The organism is Motilibacter deserti (assembly GCF_011250635.1).
Classification (GTDB): domain Bacteria; phylum Actinomycetota; class Actinomycetes; order Motilibacterales; family Motilibacteraceae; genus Motilibacter_A; species Motilibacter_A deserti.
This window is the reverse complement of the sequence record NZ_JAANNP010000002.1, coordinates 31,869-45,187: the sequence shown is the minus strand read 5'-3', so window position 1 is coordinate 45,187 and position 13,319 is coordinate 31,869. Positions and strand designations below refer to the sequence as shown.

General features: G+C 75.5%; 15 protein-coding genes and 1 pseudogene. 3 read left to right on the top strand and 13 right to left on the bottom strand.

Going from position 1 to position 13,319, the window contains the following annotated elements:
• Window positions 1-54 precede the first annotated feature (54 nt).
• Window positions 55-276 (top strand): DUF2277 domain-containing protein, encoded by a 222-nt coding sequence (locus tag G9H71_RS05305; protein ID WP_166279254.1) that lies wholly within the window; start codon window positions 55-57, stop codon window positions 274-276.
• Between the two features lie 191 nt (window positions 277-467).
• On the opposite strand, the gene G9H71_RS05300 is transcribed toward G9H71_RS05305, so the two are convergent.
• The 4 genes and pseudogenes from G9H71_RS05300 to sigE all read right to left on the bottom strand — a co-directional run.
• Complete coding sequence (locus G9H71_RS05300; RefSeq protein ID WP_166279251.1) at window positions 468-890, bottom strand: sec-independent translocase; 423 nt, start codon at window positions 888-890, stop codon at window positions 468-470.
• Window positions 891-1,205: 315 nt separating this feature from the next.
• The gene (locus G9H71_RS05295; protein ID WP_166279248.1) at window positions 1,206-3,107 is read right to left on the bottom strand and encodes a trypsin-like peptidase domain-containing protein; all 1,902 of its coding nucleotides are present in this window, start codon (window positions 3,105-3,107) and stop codon (window positions 1,206-1,208) included.
• A 77-nt stretch (window positions 3,108-3,184) separates the two neighbouring features.
• Window positions 3,185-3,874, bottom strand: a complete 690-nt coding sequence (locus tag G9H71_RS23070; RefSeq protein ID WP_331272760.1) for an anti-sigma factor family protein — start codon at window positions 3,872-3,874, stop codon at window positions 3,185-3,187.
• A gap of 173 nt (window positions 3,875-4,047) precedes the next feature.
• Window positions 4,048-4,608 (bottom strand): annotated as a pseudogene (gene sigE / locus G9H71_RS05285) (RNA polymerase sigma factor SigE); the annotation flags it as partial.
• A gap of 249 nt (window positions 4,609-4,857) precedes the next feature.
• Between sigE and G9H71_RS05280 the strand changes: the two are divergent.
• The gene (locus G9H71_RS05280; protein WP_166279242.1) at window positions 4,858-5,481 is read left to right on the top strand and encodes an O-methyltransferase; all 624 of its coding nucleotides are present in this window, start codon (window positions 4,858-4,860) and stop codon (window positions 5,479-5,481) included.
• Between the two features lie 71 nt (window positions 5,482-5,552).
• Here G9H71_RS05280 and G9H71_RS05275 read toward each other — a convergent pair whose 3' ends face one another.
• From G9H71_RS05275 to G9H71_RS23460, 6 genes are all read right to left on the bottom strand, one after another.
• Window positions 5,553-5,900 carry a hypothetical protein gene (locus tag G9H71_RS05275; RefSeq protein WP_166279239.1) on the bottom strand — a complete coding sequence of 116 codons (348 nt, stop codon included), beginning with the start codon at window positions 5,898-5,900 and terminating at the stop codon, window positions 5,553-5,555.
• Between the two features lies 1 nt (window position 5,901).
• Window positions 5,902-7,497: a leucyl aminopeptidase family protein gene (locus tag G9H71_RS05270; protein WP_166279236.1), complete on the bottom strand. Its 1,596-nt coding sequence runs from the start codon at window positions 7,495-7,497 to the stop codon at window positions 5,902-5,904.
• Window positions 7,498-7,669: 172 nt separating this feature from the next.
• Entirely contained in the window at window positions 7,670-7,837 is a 168-nt protein-coding gene (locus G9H71_RS05265) for a DUF3117 domain-containing protein (protein ID WP_166170806.1), read from the bottom strand.
• 69 nt (window positions 7,838-7,906) lie between these two features.
• The gene (locus tag G9H71_RS05260; RefSeq protein WP_166279233.1) at window positions 7,907-8,578 is read right to left on the bottom strand and encodes a DNA-3-methyladenine glycosylase I; all 672 of its coding nucleotides are present in this window, start codon (window positions 8,576-8,578) and stop codon (window positions 7,907-7,909) included.
• Window positions 8,575-9,054 carry an SRPBCC family protein gene (locus G9H71_RS05255; protein WP_166279230.1) on the bottom strand — a complete coding sequence of 160 codons (480 nt, stop codon included), beginning with the start codon at window positions 9,052-9,054 and terminating at the stop codon, window positions 8,575-8,577. The genes G9H71_RS05260 and G9H71_RS05255 overlap by 4 nt, the downstream gene beginning before the upstream one ends.
• A 1-nt stretch (window position 9,055) precedes the next feature.
• The gene (locus G9H71_RS23460; RefSeq protein WP_331272759.1) at window positions 9,056-9,481 is read right to left on the bottom strand and encodes a DivIVA domain-containing protein; all 426 of its coding nucleotides are present in this window, start codon (window positions 9,479-9,481) and stop codon (window positions 9,056-9,058) included.
• A gap of 60 nt (window positions 9,482-9,541) precedes the next feature.
• On the opposite strand from G9H71_RS23460, the gene folP reads away from it, so the two are divergent.
• Window positions 9,542-10,411, top strand: coding sequence for a dihydropteroate synthase (gene folP, locus G9H71_RS05245; protein ID WP_166279227.1), 870 nt, complete (start codon window positions 9,542-9,544; stop codon window positions 10,409-10,411).
• A 7-nt stretch (window positions 10,412-10,418) separates the two neighbouring features.
• Here folP and G9H71_RS05240 read toward each other — a convergent pair whose 3' ends face one another.
• The 3 genes from G9H71_RS05240 to G9H71_RS05230 all read right to left on the bottom strand — a co-directional run bounded on the left by G9H71_RS05240 (window position 10,419) and on the right by G9H71_RS05230 (window position 13,230).
• A complete protein-coding gene (locus G9H71_RS05240; protein ID WP_166279224.1) occupies window positions 10,419-11,024 on the bottom strand; it encodes an LOG family protein in 606 nt (201 codons plus the stop codon).
• A 2-nt stretch (window positions 11,025-11,026) separates the two neighbouring features.
• A complete protein-coding gene (locus G9H71_RS05235; RefSeq protein WP_166279221.1) occupies window positions 11,027-11,836 on the bottom strand; it encodes an LOG family protein in 810 nt (269 codons plus the stop codon).
• Between the two features lie 74 nt (window positions 11,837-11,910).
• Window positions 11,911-13,230: a 3-keto-disaccharide hydrolase gene (locus G9H71_RS05230; RefSeq protein WP_166279218.1), complete on the bottom strand. Its 1,320-nt coding sequence runs from the start codon at window positions 13,228-13,230 to the stop codon at window positions 11,911-11,913.
• Between the last annotated feature and the right edge of the window lie 89 nt (window positions 13,231-13,319).

The following is a 13,319-nucleotide window of genomic DNA, read 5'->3' as shown; positions in this document are numbered from 1 at the left end:
CCACCGGTCGAGAGCGGGCGCCGGAGGGGCGGCTACCGGCGTAGCCTGCCGCCCATGTGCCGCAGCATCAAGACTCTCCGGCCCCCCTTCACCGAGGGCGTCACCGACGAGGACATGCACGCCGCCGCGCTGCAGTACGTCCGCAAGATCAGCGGGTTCCGCGCTCCGGCCGCACACAACGCCGAGGCGTTCGACTCGGCGGTCGAGGCCGTGACGGAGGCGACCCGCGAGCTGCTCGCGTCGCTGCGCGTGCGCGCCGGCCACTCCCACTCCTGAAGCGCTGGCACTCCCGCACCGAGGAGGCACCGCCAGCGAATCACCACGGGTGGAACCGGCCTCACGCCGCGCCTAACCCGGTCGCAGAGGCTGCCTCACGCCGTGGCGCCGCCCGGCGGAACCGGCCTCACGCCGCGCCTTCGCCCGGCCACGCCAGCCTCGGGTTCGACACCGGCCGGGCCGCACCGGCCTCAGGTCGCGTCGTCGTCGTACGCCGGGCGGTCGTTCTTGGAGAAGTCGATCCCGCTGCCGGACGACGAGCCGTTGACCGGGGCCGTCGCGGGTGCCGGCGTGGACGAGGCAGAGCGGCCCGGGCGGCGGCGCGGCTCGTCGTCGTCGTCATCGAGGCCGAGGTTGACGTCGATGTCGTCGAGGGAGTCGTCCAGCAGGTGCTTGGAGACGAACTTGCGCGGGTTGAGGTCGCGCACGTCGATGTCGGCGAACTCCGGCCCGAGCTGGTCGCGCACCTCGTTCTGGGCGTCCCGCGCCATCCGCCGCACCTGGCGGGCCATCTTGCTCGCGTCCGAGACGAACTTCGGCAGCTTGTCCGGTCCGATGACCACGAGCGCGATGATCGCCAGGATGATGAACTCCCAGCCGTTGATGCCGAACATCGCGCTCCTAGCTCGATAGCGGGCGCCCCGACGCAGTCCTCGAACGCGCCCTCGCGTGGTGACTCCGAGCGTAGCTCCCCCGTGCCCCGGAGGGGCTCGCTCAGCCGCATCGTCCTCGACCGGACACCCGACCGCGGGAGCCCGACGGCGCGGGCGCCGACGGCACGGACCCACGGCCGCCGGCCCGGCGGCACCGACCCCACGGCTCGGGCCCGACGGCACCGACCCGACAACGACGACCCGACAACGACGACGACCTCGAGGACGAGACGCAGCCGTACGAGTCGGAGCCCGAGCCCCGGAGCGCGGGTGCGGTCAGTCGGCGACGGCGGACCCCAGCGTCACGGTGACCTCCTGCGACCGGCCGTCCCGGACGTACGTCAGCTTGATCGTGTCCCCGGGGGCCTTGGCGCGGATGGCCACGATGAGCTCGTCGGCGTCGAGGATCTTGCGGCCGTCGGCCCGGGTGATGACGTCGCCCTCGCGCAGCCCGGCCAGGTCGGCCGGCCCGCCCGGCGTCACCGCGGGCTGGCCGGACGTGTCGCCGGAGGGCAGTCCGATCCGGGCGCCGGCCAGCTGCGACGAGCGGTCGAGCGTCACCTTGATGACCGGGTGCGTCGCCTTGCCCGTGCGGATGATCTCCTCGGCGATGCGCTTGGCCTGGTTGCTCGGGATGGCGAAGCCGAGCCCGATGCTGCCCGACTGGCCCGTGCTCCCCCGCGACAGACTGGAGATCGCGCTGTTGACGCCGATGACGTCTCCCGCCGCGTTGACCAGCGGCCCGCCGGAGTTGCCCGGGTTGATCGCGGCATCGGTCTGGATGGCCGAGTAGAACGACTCCTCGCTCGTCGCGCCGCTCTCCCCGCGCGCCGTGACAGGGCGGTTCAGGGCGCTCACGATGCCCGTCGTGACCGTCCCCGACAGGCCGAGCGGCGAGCCCACCGCGATGACCGGGTCGCCGACGACGACCGAGTCCGAGTCGCCGAAGCGGGCGACAGGCAGGTCGTCGGCGTCGACCTTGAGGACCGCCAGGTCGTAGCTCGAGTCCCGTCCCACGATCCGGGCGCTCGCCGTGCGGCCGTCCTCGAACGCGACGCGGACGCCTCCGCCGCCCGAGGCGGCGCTGGCGATGACGTGGTTGTTCGTGAGGACGTAGCCGTCCTGCTGAATGACGAACCCGGAGCCGGAGCCGCCGGACACCTCGATCGAGACCACGCGCTCGAGAAGCTGCGCGGCGATGTCGGGGACGCTGCCCGGGTCGCGCTCCTGGGAGCCGCGCGCCGTGGACGGCAGGCTTGTGCTGCCGGAGATGGTCGCCTCGTCCTGCCACTCGGACAGCCGCCAGCCGACCACCCCGCCGGTCGCGCCCGCGACCAGCGCGCCGAGCAGGGCGAGCGTCACGAGCAGGCCGGTACGCCCGCGGCGGCGCGGCTGCTCTCCGAGCTGCGGAGCGGGGTAGCCCGGGTAGTGCTCGCCGCTCCAGCCGCCGGACGCATACGGCGGGGCGAAGGGAGTGCTGAACGGGGTGTCCTCCGGCCGGCGCTGGTCGACCGCGATGCCCGGGCCGAGCGCGGACATCCCGCCCGGATAGCTCGGGCCCGCGCCGTGCGAGGGCGGCGCGAACGGCGAGGGCGAGCCGTAGCCCGCGCCCCAGTCCGGGCCGGAGCCCGGCGCGGGCTCGCCCCACGAGTGGGGGGCAGGGGCAACGGGCGCATGCGAGCCGGCCGGGGTGGGCCAGACCGGCTCGGTGGCCCCGGCGTCGCCGGAGCTTGGAGCGTCAGGGCCTGCGGAGTACGGGCGGGGCCACGCCGGCTCGGCCTCGGGCTGTGGCTGGCCGTAGCCCGGCTGCTGCGCGTAGCCGACCTGCTCCCCGTAGACCCCTTGGTCCGCGTAGCCCGTCTGCCTGTCGTGGCCGGCCTGCTCCGCGTAAGCGCCTGTCTCGGTCGGCGCCGAGGGGCCCGGCTGCCCGGCGTACCCGCCGTGGCCGCCGTACCCGGCGTACGAGCCCTGCCCGCCCGGGTCGGGCTGGCCGGCGTAGCCGCCCTGCTCGACCGGCGCGCCGCCGCCCTGGTCGGGCTGGGCCGCGTGCCCGGGCTGTGCGTCGTGCTCGGCCTGGTGGCTGTCCAGCACCTCCGCGTTCTCGGGGGCCGGAGGCCACGGGTCCGGCTCGGCGCGGGCCCACCACGCCCCCTCGGGCTGGTCGCGCGAATCGCTCATGCGTGGCGTCCTGTCCTTGTCGAAGCGCTGGGCCGCCCTTGCATTGTGCGCGCCCATGTAGCTGGTGCGTCGGGCACCTAGCGCCCCCACCGCCCGGTCGCACGCAGCACGGCGATGGAGCGGCTGCGGGCGGGGGTCGTCCAGGTCCGGCCCGGCAAGGCGGCCGAGCGCAGCCCGTTGACGACCGGTACGCGCAGCGCGCGCACCGGGGGCAGGCCGCTGGAACGGGGCACCGCCACCGAGGACGGGCGCTGGTGCGCGGCGGCGCTGGAGGTGTGCGGCGGGACGGGCGCCACGACGAGGACGACCGCTCCCAGCGCGAGCCCCATCGCCGAGGCCGACACCGGGCGGAGCCCGCGGGCGACGCCGACGATCCGGCGGGACGGCGCACCCAGGCGGGCGGTCGGCAGCGGCCGGGGCGAGAGCGGTGAGAACGACGGGTCGTCCGGGTGCGGCAACGGACGAGCCAGCGGCAGCGACGAGCGGCGCACCGGGGTGGCGGGGACGCTGCCGGTGGGCGAGCCGGGCCCAGCGTCCGCCGACGCGGCGAGCGCGAGCAGCCGGCTCGTCAGCGAGTCAGGCACAGAAGGGGCGGACAGCGCGGTCAGCCGGGCCTTGACCTGGCGGGCGGCGTGCAGCTCGGCCCGGCACTGCGGGCAGTGGCTCACGTGGGCGAGTGCGCGGTCGCGCTCGTCGTGGCCCAGCTCCCCGTCGACGAGGGCGTCGAGGCGCTGGCCGAGGTGGCTGCGCGCGCCGAGCGGCGTCACGGCCGCGGCTCCGCGGCGGCGTCGGCGAGCACCGCCGACCGGCTGCCAACAGCCGGCTCGGCGAGCACGGCGAGCACGCGGTCCTCGACGGGGGACCGCGGCTCCGGCCTGTCAACCTCGGGGCTGCCCCACCCGGCACCGTCCCGCTCGGAGGTGCCCTCGGTCTGCCCCGGAGCGCGCCGTGCCGGGTCGCGGTGGGCGAGCCCGGCGCGCAGCAGCGCCCGCCCGCGGTGGATGCGGCTGCGTACGGTCCCCAGCTTGACCCCGAGCGTGGCGGCGATCTCCTCGTAGGAGAGCCCCTCGATGTCGCACAGCACGACGGCGGCGCGGAAGTCCGGAGGTAGCGCGGACAGGGCCGCCTCGACGTCGGGGTCGAGCCCGGAGTCCACGAGCAGGTGCTCCGGGCTCGGCTCGCGGCTGGCGAGCCGGTCCCCCGCGTCGTCGGGCAGCGCGTCGAAGCGGATGCGCTGCTTGCGCCGGACGAGGTCGAGGAAGAGGTTGGTGGTGATGCGGTGCAGCCAGCCCTCGAACGTGCCCGGGGAGTAGCTCGACAGTGAGCGGAAGACGCGGACGAAGACCTCCTGGGTGAGGTCCTCGGCGTCGTGGCGGTCACCGGTCAGGCGCAGCGCGAGCCGGAAGACGCGCGCCGAATGGGTCCGGACGATCTCGTCCCAGGTGGGCGGGACCCAGCCGGGCTCGGGCAGGACCGCGTCCTGCCCCGGAAGGGGCTGCATCTCCGCAGCTCCGTCGCGCACCTGCATCCTCTCGCCCGTTCCACCACATCTGCCCGCTGCCGGCCCGCATTCGGTCCCGGTTCCACAACCGTGCCCGCCGGGGCCAGCGAGCCCCGGTAGCCCGTCTCTACCCAGCGCAGGCAGGGTTGGCAACGTGCCGCGACGGGCCACAGTTCCCCGCGCACGACCCGAGCCCGCTCCCGCGCGGCTGAGCCTACGTCGCGCCGCGGGCCAACTAGGCTTCGCGCCGTGCGCGAGGCGACGTGGGAGTACTCCGAGTCCTGGGCCGGCGAGGACGCCGTGCTGTCCGATGCGCGGGCGCGGGCCGCCGAGCTCGGGTGCACGCCCATCGGCCGTGGAGGTGCCGCGGCGCTACGCCTGCTCGCCGCGCTGCTCGACGCCCGCTCGGTCGTCGAGGTCGGCACCGGCACCGGGGTGTCCGGGGTGAGCCTGCTGCGCGGGATGCGCCCGGACGGGGTGCTCACCACCGTCGACATCGAGCCCGAGCACCAGCGCGCCGCGCGCGAGGCGTTCTCGGCGGCCGGCTTCGCCGCCAACCGGGCACGGGTGATCAGCGGCCGCGCGCTCGAGGTCCTCCCCCGGCTCGCCGACGGCGGCTATGACCTGGTGTTCTGCGACGGGGACAAGAAGGAGTACTCCTCCTACCTGCGCGAGGCGCTGCGGCTGCTGCGTCCCGGCGGCGCCGTGGCGTTCGACAACGCGCTCTGGCACGACCGCGTGCCGGACTCCGCCCAGCGCGACGACGACACGGTCGCCCTGCGCCAGCTCGCCACGGCCGTCCGCGACGACGAGCGGCTGGTGCCGGCCCTGCTGCCCGTCGGCGACGGGCTGCTGGTGGCCGTCGTCCGCTGAGCGGGCGCGGCTGCCTGCGACCGCCTCTTCCCTGGCGGAGCTGCGGCAGAGCGCCGGCAGCGGGGAAGGCGCTACCTCGGCCCGGGCCCCGGCCCCGCGGCGAACCCCTCGCCGCCCGCCGCGACCGCGACGACCTCGAACGGCTCGATCAGCACCGGCTCGGCGCCGACGATGCGGCTGCCGGGTGACTCGGCGGCCTCGGCGGTGAAGGTGGCGGCGAAGCCGTCCCGGGCCTCCTGCGTCGCCCAGACGTAGGTGCCCTCGAACCACTCCCCCGGCCGCATCCGCCATGTCTTGAAGCGCAGCCCGGGCATGCCGCTGAACCTCTCGAGCGAGGTGCCGACGACGTAGGCCCGCAGCCGCTGCGCGACGTCCGGGTCGACGCCCTCCAGCGACCACCGCACGGACAGCCCGTACACCTCAGCGCACCCCCTCAAGCCAGCGCAGCAGCAGCCGCGTGCCGAAGCCGGTGCCGCCCTTGGTGACGTCGTGCTCGTCGGCGTCGGCCCGTGCGGGCCCGGCCACGTCGAGGTGCGCCCAGCGCCGCCCGCCGGTGAACTCCTGCAGGAAGAGCGCGGCCGTGATCGACCCGGCTCCGACGTGCTTGTCACGCGAGACGTGGGCGATGTCCGCGACCGGCGAGTCCAGCGCGGCCCGGTAGTCCTGCTCGAGCGGCATGCGCCACAGCCGCTCCCCGCTGGAGTCGCCTGCCTCGAGCAGGGCGTCGGCCAGCGCGTCGTCGGTGGCGTAGAGCGCCCCGTGGCGGCGGCCCAGCCCGAGCGAGGCCGCCCCGGTCAGCGTCGCCACGTCGACGATCACGTCGGGGGCGAGCTCGCGGTCGGCGTACGCCATGGCGTCGGCGAGCACGAGGCGGCCCTCGGCGTCGGTGTTGAGCACCTCGACGGTCGTCCCGCCGTACTGCGTGATCACGTCGCCCGGGCGGTAGGACGCGCCGCCGATCATGTTCTCGGCGAACGGCACGAGCCCGGTGACGCGCGCCCGGACGCCGAGCCCGCGCAGCGCCGCCATGACGGCGAGCACCACGCCGCCGCCGGCCATGTCGGTCTTCATCGGCACCATCGCCTCGCGGGGCTTGAGCGAGAGGCCGCCGGAGTCGAAGGCGATGCCCTTGCCCACGAGCACGACGTGCGGGGTACGCCGCCCGCCGCGCCGTCCCGGCTCCCCACCCTCGTCCGGCTCGTAGCTCAGCTGCACGAGCCGCGGCGGGCGCGCGGAGCCGGCGCCGACGGCGAGCACGCCTCCGAACCCGCCCTCGGCCAGCTGCGCCTCGTCCCACACGCGGGCCTCGAGGCCCGTCACCGAAGCCAGCCGCGCCGCCTCCGCCGCCAGCTCGACCGGCCCAGCCACGTCGGCCGGGGTGTTGGCGAGGTCACGGGCCCGGCAGAGCGCGCGCCCGGTCTCGACCGCGCGGCCGAGCGCCTCCTCGGCCCGGGCGCGGCGCGTCGCGGGGAGCACCAGGGACACCTCGTGCAGCCCGTCGCCCTCGGGCGCGAGGCCGCTGCGCGGCTGGCGGTAGGCCGCCGCCACCAGGCCCTCGACGAACGCGCGCAGCCCCGTGGGCGGCGCGTCGGAGGCCACGGTCGTCGCCACCGCGCCGCGGGCGCGGGCGCGCCGGGCCAGCGCCGCGCCGGCCCGGCGCAGGGCGAGGTCGGAGCCGTCACCGACGCCGACCAGGAAGAGCACCTCGGCGGCGCGGCCCTCGTCCGAGACCGGCAGCTCCACGACCTCGCCGGGCTCGCCCTTGGCCTTGGCCAGCGCGATCTCGTCGGCGACGGAGACCCCGAAGGCATGCTCGACCTCGCGGGTGCCGGGTCCGGGGCGGGGCGACCCGCCCCCGCCGTCGGCCGGCGCCACGGGCAGCGCCAGGACCGGGGCTGCCGCGTCGACCAGCGGCGTCGCGGCGACCGTCACCTGCGGGACGACGGGCTCGCGCGGCAAGGCCTTGGACGCTCTGGAGCCGGGGGTGCGGACGCGGGCAGAGGCGGAGCGGGGCATCGGGCGCCTTCTTCGACGTGCGGGCTGCGGCGGGCCTCCGGTCAGGGGCCCGGCGCGGCAGTGGCTGCTGGCACGCTACGGCCCCGGCCGGAACGGCCCCGACGAGGGGCCGCCGACCGGGGCCGGAAGCGCTGCCTTCCGCCTCAGCGGAAGGCCGAGTTCGCGAGCCCGGTCAGGGGACCACGTTCTTGAGCGCGTCGCCGAGCGCTCCCGCCTCGTCCGCGGAGAGCTCGACGACCAGGCGGCCCCCGCCCTCGAGCGGGACGCGCATGACGATCCCGCGACCCTCCTTGGTGACCTCGAGCGGGCCGTCACCCGTTCGCGGCTTCATGGCCGCCATGCTTGTCCCCTTCCTCGTGGGCGGCGCCGGTCGCCCCCGAGGGGCCGCCGGCGTCGTCGGTCTCGTTCATTATCGTCGGGCTTCCCCCTCCGAGTCACGCTCCTCCCCCGGGAGGGGTGCCAAGGGGTGCCCGGCAGGCCCCCGAGCGAGCGCCGGAGCAGGCACGGCGCAGCCGGCCAGGTGGTCGTCCACGAGGCCGCAGGCCTGCATCAACGCGTACGCCGTGGTGGGCCCCACGAAGCGGATCCCGCGCGCCTTGAGCTCCCGGGCGAGCGCCACCGACTCCGGCGTGCTGGCCGGCACGTCCGCGACCGTGCGCGGGCGGGGGCGTGGGGCCGGGGCGTGCGACCAGACGAGCGCGTCGAGCCCGCCGGGGTACGCCGCCTCCAGCGCGAGCACGGCGTGCGCGTTGTCGAGGGCGGCGCGGACCTTGGCCCGGTTGCGGACGATGCCGGGGTCGGCGAGAAGCCGCTCGACGTCCCCGTCGCCGAACCGGGCGACGACGGCCGGGTCGAAGCCCGCGAAGGCGGCGCGGAAGGCCGGGCGCTTGCGCAGGATGGTGATCCAGGACAGGCCGGACTGGAACGCCTCGAGGCAGAGCCGCTCGTAGAGCGGCGCGGCGCCGTGGACCGGCCTCCCCCACTCCTCGTCGTGGTAGCCGAGGTAGAGCTCGCCCCCGGTGACGGCCCACGGGCAGCGCGGCCGGCCGTCGGGGCCGGGCCGGGCGCCCTCGTCGGTCACCGGGCAGCGGGCGCGGCGGCGCCGCCCTCGACGACGGTGCCGCCCTCCACAACAGTGCGGAACCGGGCGAGCGAGTAGCGCAGGCCGGCGCGCACGAGCGGGCGGGCGAGCGGCCAGCCCAACCGGCCGAGCGGGCCCAGCGGGAGGTCGAGCCACTCGGACCAGGTGAAGCGCGAGCGGCCTCCGCCGAGGTCCTCGATCTCGAACGCGCCGCTGCCGCGCACGACCCGCCCCGTGTGCCGGACGGCGACGCGCCGGCCGGGCTCCCAGCCGCGGACGACCATCGTGTCCAGGACGCCCAGCGGCCCGATCCCGGTCCAGCCCTCGATGCCGCCGCCGATCCCCTGGCCGCCGTGCACGGTGCCGCGCGTGCGCGTCAGCAGCATCCACTCGCCCTGCCGGTCCCAGTCGGTGAGCGTCGCCCACACCCGCTCGGGCGGCGCGGCCAGCTCGACCGCCGCCGCGACCCCCGCCACGTCAGCCCACGCCCGGCTCGGGCGACCGGGCACCGCCGCGATCTGCGAGCCCGGGGCCGTCCCCGATCCCGCCATCGAGCCCGGCACCGTCCGCGAGCCCGGCGCCGTCGTCGAGCATCGAGCCGTCGTCGCCCACGGCGAGCGGCCGTGCGCCGGCGGCCGACTCGAGCAGCGCGATGCGCGCGTCCCGCTCGGCCAGCTCGCCGGCCACCCGGTCCAGGACCGCGTCGACGTCGGCCATGCGGTAGCCGCGCAGCGCCGACGGGAAGCGGACCTCCGCGAGGTCGACGGGGGTCAGCGCCCCGGACGGGAGCGCCACCGGCGCGACGTCGGGCTCGGCCTCGGACAGGCCGTCGCCACGGCCGGCGGCCACGAGCGCGATCGCGGCGAGGACGCCGAGCGCGAGGAGCAGGAAGAGGATCGGCACGGCAGGATCGTGCCATCGCGGTGCGGCAAGGGGCCACCGCGAGACCGGTTCTGTGGAGGGATGCGCGTGCCGCTCCGGCTGGGGACGAGGACGTTCGACGACGCCGACCTGCTGGTGATGGCGGTGGTCAACCGCACGCCGGACTCGTTCTTCGACCGCGGCGCGACCTACGCCGAGGACGCCGCGCTCGAGGCCGTCGACCGGGCCGTCGCCGACGGCGCCGAGATCGTGGACATCGGCGGGGTGAAGGCGGGCTACGGCCCGGACGTCGACGCGCTCGAGGAGGCGCGCCGCGTCGTCGGCTTCGTCGAGCGCGTGCGCGCCCGCCATGCCGACCTCGTCATCAGCGTCGACACCTGGCGCGCGGACGTGGGCCGCGCCGTCTGCTCGGCCGGCGCCGACCTGCTCAACGACGCGTGGGCGGGCCACGACCCGGGGCTCCTCGAGGTGGCCGCGGAGTTCGGCGCGGGCTACGTCTGCACCCACACCGGGGGGCTGCCGCCGCGGACCGACCCGCACCGCCCGGCGTACGACGACGTCGTCGCGGACGTGCTGTCGACCGTGACCGGCCTGGCCGAGCAGGCCGTGGCCGCGGGCGTACGCCGTGACGGGGTGCTCATCGACCCGGCCCACGACTTCGGCAAGGCCACCCGCCACTCCCTCGAGGTGACCCGGCGGCTGCCTGAGCTGGCCGCCACCGGCTGGCCCGTGCTCGTCGCCATGTCGCGCAAGGACTTCGTCGGGGAGTCGCTGGGGCTGCCGACCGACGAGCGGCTCGAGGGCACGCTGGCGGCGACGGCGGTCTCGGCGTGGCTGGGGGCGCAGGTGTTCCGGGCGCACGACGTGCGGGCCACCCGGCGGGTGCTGGACATGGTCGGGTGCATCCGGGGCACGCGGCAGCCGGCGGAGGTACGCCGCGGCATGGCGTGAGCGCCTGCTACGGCTCGAACTCCAGCAGCTCCTCGGCCTCCTCGCGAGCGGGCCGCTCGACGCGCCCGGCAGCCCACAGCCGGTCGAACGCGTCGAACGCCTCGTCGACCGACGACGCCCACACACACGCTTCGACCGCAGCCGGACGCACGAATCGAGCTTCAGCCAACCGCCGCACCTGCTCGCGCAGCGGGGCGTAGACGCCGTCCGGGTCAAGCACGACGACGGGCTTGTCGTGCAGCCCCAGGCTGCGGGCGACCCAGATCTCCAGCAGCTCCTCGAGCGTGCCGAGGCCGCCGGGGAGCGTGAGGAAGGCGTCCGCCCGCTGGTCCATGAGCGCCTTGCGCTCACGCATGCCGGGGGTGACGACGAGCTCGTCGGCCTCGACGTCGGCGACCTCGAGGTCGCGCAGCGCCTGCGGGATCACCCCGAGCGTGTGGGCGCCGCCGGCGCGGGCCGCACGCGCGACGGCGCCCATCATGGACACCCGGCCGCCGCCGCTGACGAGGGAGTGGCCCCGGGCGGCGATCTCCGCCCCGACGTCCGAGGCGAGCTGCTTGTAGGACTCGTCGATCGACTCACCGGAAGCGCAATACACGCAGATCGCCGCCATGGTCAGGCGCCGTCGTAGCGCGTCCCGCGCACGGCTTCCAGCTCGTCCTCGTGCAGGTCGGCGCCCGCGTCCCGGTCGTGGTCCGCCTTCACGACGATCTCGACCGCCTCGGCCGCGGTGTCCACGACCTCGATCAGCGCGATGTCGGCGTCGCGGATCTTGCCGCCGGCCAGGACGGGGCCGGTCAACCAGTCCAGGAGCCCCTGCCAGTAGGCCTTGCCGACGAGCACGACGGGGAACTGCGTCACCTTCTGCGTCTGCACGAGGGTGAGCGCTTCGAAGAGCTCGTCGAGGGTGCCGAAGCCGCCGGGCAGCACGATGAACCCGCGGGAGTACTTCACGAACATCGTCTTGCGCGCGAAGAAGTAGCGGAAGTTCACCCCCATGTCGACCCAGTCGTTCATCGACTGCTCGAAGGGCAGCTCGATGCCGAGCCCGACGCTGACGCCGCCTGCCTCGGAGGCGCCCCGGTTGGCCGCCTCCATCGCGCCCGGGCCACCCCCGGTGATGACCGCGTAGCCCGCCTCGACGAGCAGCCGGCCCAGCTCCTCGCCGAGGGCGTACTCGGGGCTGTCGACCGGCGTGCGGGCCGACCCGAAGACGGCCATCGCCGGCCCGAGCTCGGCCAGGGCCCCGAACCCCTCGACGAACTCGGACTGGATGCGCAGCACACGCCAGGGGTCGGTGTGGGTGAACGAGCCACCCGCGTCGGAGTCGAGCAGCCGTTGGTCACTCGTGGTGGCGGGGACCTGGGAGCCCTTCAGCGTGACCGGGCCCTTGCGGTACTCGCGGATGCGGCGGTCGGAAGCCATGCCCCCGACCCTAACGGCCCGCGACGCGACGGGCCCGGGGCCGTCGCGGCCCCGGGCCCGTACGCCGACCGGGGCTAGAAGCCCTCGGCCTCGTCCATCTCCTGCAGGATCTGCGAGAGCTGCAGCCCCTGCGCCAGCAGCGGCGCGCGCACCGTCGCGTCCTTCACCTGGTTCTGCACCCGGGCGAGGTACTGGCCGAGGAACCCGATGGCGCGCACCTCGCTGCCGCTCTCGGCCGCGGCCTGGGCCCGGACGAGCCGTTCGCGCAGGCTGGCGAGCACGTGGGCGGGCAGGTCGCCGGAGGCCTGGTACGCGTCGAGCGCCGCCGCGGCCTCGTCGAACCAGGTGCCCTCCTCCGCGTCCTCGCCGAGGTCGCGCACGCGCACGTTGCGGAACGACACGACGTCCGGCGCCGAGCCGTGGGCCTGCAGGCCGACGTGGCCGACCAGGCCGCGGGCGTCGGACAGCGGGTCGAGCGGGCGGCCCTGCAGCGGCACGCCGGGCACGTTCTCGTACTCGTTGATGACGACGCCGTTGCGGATGACGGTGTAGTGCTGGCCGACCACGCGGATCTCGAGGTCGTTCCAGACGCCCTTCTCCGTCGGCCGCGCCTGGGCGAGGTTGTTGTCCTTGAAGCCGTAGACGGAGCCGGTCTTGCGCGGGTCGTTGTTGCCGACCTCGGGCGAGTCGTTGATCTGGATCTCGTGGCCGCAGTTGACGGCGATCCAGGAGAGGTTGTTCTGCTCGGCGCCGTTGAAGGTCGTCGGGCACCCCGGGACCGGTGCGGACAGGGCGGGGAACCGCACCTGCACACCGCTGTTGCCGCGGGTCGTGCCGGGTGCGTCGTCACGGAACTGCAGGCGCATGGAGAAGTCGGCGTACTGCGCGCCGGTGTACCAGAGCGTGCCGAAGCCGCCGGTCGCGCCGACGCGGCTCGTCACGGTGCCGTCGGCGTTGCGGTTGAACCCACCACGGCCGGCGTACGCCCACTTCGCGAACGACTCCGGCGTCCCGTCGAGGATGGTGGTGTAGCCGGCGGAGTCACCGACCTCCGAGTGAGCCGCGGCGCGCACGAGCGCGTTCCGCTCGGCGATGGTGAGCAGGCCCTTGCCCACGAGCTCCTCGGCCACGGTCTGCACGTGGTGGACGAAGGAACCGCGGTTCTCCCATGCCTGCTCGTCGTCGAGCAGGTCGTTGAGAGAGCAGCCGCCGCCGGCCATGCGGTTGGGCACGCCGCTGTCGGTGTCGAGGAACCGCACCGTCGGCCGGTTGTCGGCGGCGGCGCAGGTCCGGTCGACGGCGCCGGCCGGGCCGCTCATCAGCGTGGCGGCCGCGAGCGCGACGGCGGCGGCGGGGACGAGGCCTCTGGCGGCCCTGGCGTGCGTCGTGCGCATCGAGAGTCCTCCCTGGACGTCACTGCGTTGTGATGCCGGACAGCGATACTGGCCCGGACGGACGCAAAAGGGAACCCCGGCCGGCGCCG

Bases quoted from the DNA above. Each gene is read 5' to 3' on its own strand.
- G9H71_RS05305 (WP_166279254.1), top strand. From the start codon at position 55: ATGTGCCGCAGCATCAAGACTCTCCGGCCCCCCTTCACCGAGGGCGTC.
- G9H71_RS05300 (WP_166279251.1), bottom strand. From the start codon at position 890: ATGTTCGGCATCAACGGCTGGGAGTTCATCATCCTGGCGATCATCGCG.
- G9H71_RS05295 (WP_166279248.1), bottom strand. From the start codon at position 3,107: ATGAGCGATTCGCGCGACCAGCCCGAGGGGGCGTGGTGGGCCCGCGCC.
- G9H71_RS05270 (WP_166279236.1), bottom strand. From the start codon at position 7,497: ATGCCCCGCTCCGCCTCTGCCCGCGTCCGCACCCCCGGCTCCAGAGCG.
- G9H71_RS05265 (WP_166170806.1), bottom strand. From the start codon at position 7,837: ATGGCGGCCATGAAGCCGCGAACGGGTGACGGCCCGCTCGAGGTCACC.
- folP (WP_166279227.1), top strand. From the start codon at position 9,542: ATGCGCGTGCCGCTCCGGCTGGGGACGAGGACGTTCGACGACGCCGAC.
- G9H71_RS05240 (WP_166279224.1), bottom strand. From the start codon at position 11,024: ATGGCGGCGATCTGCGTGTATTGCGCTTCCGGTGAGTCGATCGACGAG.
- G9H71_RS05235 (WP_166279221.1), bottom strand. From the start codon at position 11,836: ATGGCTTCCGACCGCCGCATCCGCGAGTACCGCAAGGGCCCGGTCACG.
- G9H71_RS05230 (WP_166279218.1), bottom strand. From the start codon at position 13,230: ATGCGCACGACGCACGCCAGGGCCGCCAGAGGCCTCGTCCCCGCCGCC.